The sequence below is a fragment of the Martelella sp. UBA3392 genome, from assembly GCF_002358775.1.
In the GTDB taxonomy this organism is placed as follows: domain Bacteria; phylum Pseudomonadota; class Alphaproteobacteria; order Rhizobiales; family Rhizobiaceae; genus Martelella; species Martelella mediterranea.
This window is the reverse complement of the sequence record NZ_DEPM01000205.1, coordinates 57,958-58,963: the sequence shown is the minus strand read 5'-3', so window position 1 is coordinate 58,963 and position 1,006 is coordinate 57,958. Positions and strand designations below refer to the sequence as shown.

Annotated in this window: 1 protein-coding gene; it reads left to right on the top strand. The window is 50.1% G+C overall.

Annotation, left to right across the window (positions count from 1 at the left end; genetic code table 11):
• Window positions 1–137 precede the first annotated feature (137 nt).
• On the top strand, window positions 138–602 hold the full coding sequence (locus tag B4E36_RS15950; RefSeq protein ID WP_292054980.1) for a hypothetical protein: 465 nt from the start codon (window positions 138–140) through the stop codon (window positions 600–602).
• Window positions 603–1,006: the final 404 nt, after the last annotated feature.

The following is a 1,006-nucleotide window of genomic DNA, read 5'->3' as shown; positions in this document are numbered from 1 at the left end:
TTCGGCGTGGAACTGGTGCAGGAACCGATCAAGCTTTGAATGCTGGAAAATAGTCGGAGTGGAGAGATTCGCCCTTTTTATCAGAAATTTTATCGTTAATCTTGCCTCATCAACGATGATACTCGGAAAAGGAGCAGATGGCAGACGCAAGCAATAACGAAGATACGCACGTACAGAACGAGCAAAATCAGCCCAGAACTGCATTGAAGATGCTTGCCGACTGGAAGACTCAAATCGCCGCCCTCGTTTTAGCACCCTTTATTGGTATCGGTTTTGTCTTCGATTTTCTTCTTCGTGCCAAAGATTTCCCGGAACTTGCCAGTGCCATGTGGGGCGTGTTCGGCTTCTTCGTCGGTATATTCCTTTTCTTTCTCAGCGTGACCTGTGCCGCTTTTTCTGCGGTGGCTCTTGGTCTTCAAGAGAGAGACCTTCGCGTTTCCGGCTGGCTTCGACTGATTGCCGTCTGGTTTCTTAGGGTTGTTGTGGGGCTTGGATGCCTATGCCTGTTTATTACCGCCATTTGGGTGCTTTCAGAATCGGCTAATGGCTTCGGAAACTCTGTTGCCCCATATGTTCAATGGCTGAAAGACCACGCAAATTAGCGCGTATAATAGATAGGGGCAGCATTTGACGAACAATGCGCGGCTTCGTATTCCATCGCCATCCGAACGGAGCGTGTTCGGACTCTGCAGAAATGGCCGTGGCAAGTCGGGCGATAACGGTGCGCCGGTCAGGTCCGAGCAGTTCGCGAAGTTCTGATTTGTTTTCGAGGAAAGGCCGAAGAGGCTTCGGGATCACGATCCGGGCGAAATAGCGCCCGTCACGATTGAGAAGATAGCGGTGCTTTGAAGACATTCCCAACTTCCATTTTGTTACGTGTTTTGTAACAGAAAGTTGGCCGTAACCCCAATGAAATCAGTATCTCTAGCGATTTCAGTGCGTTCAAATGGTCGGAGTGGAGAGATTCGAACTCCCGACCCTCTGGTCCCAAACCAGATGCGCTACC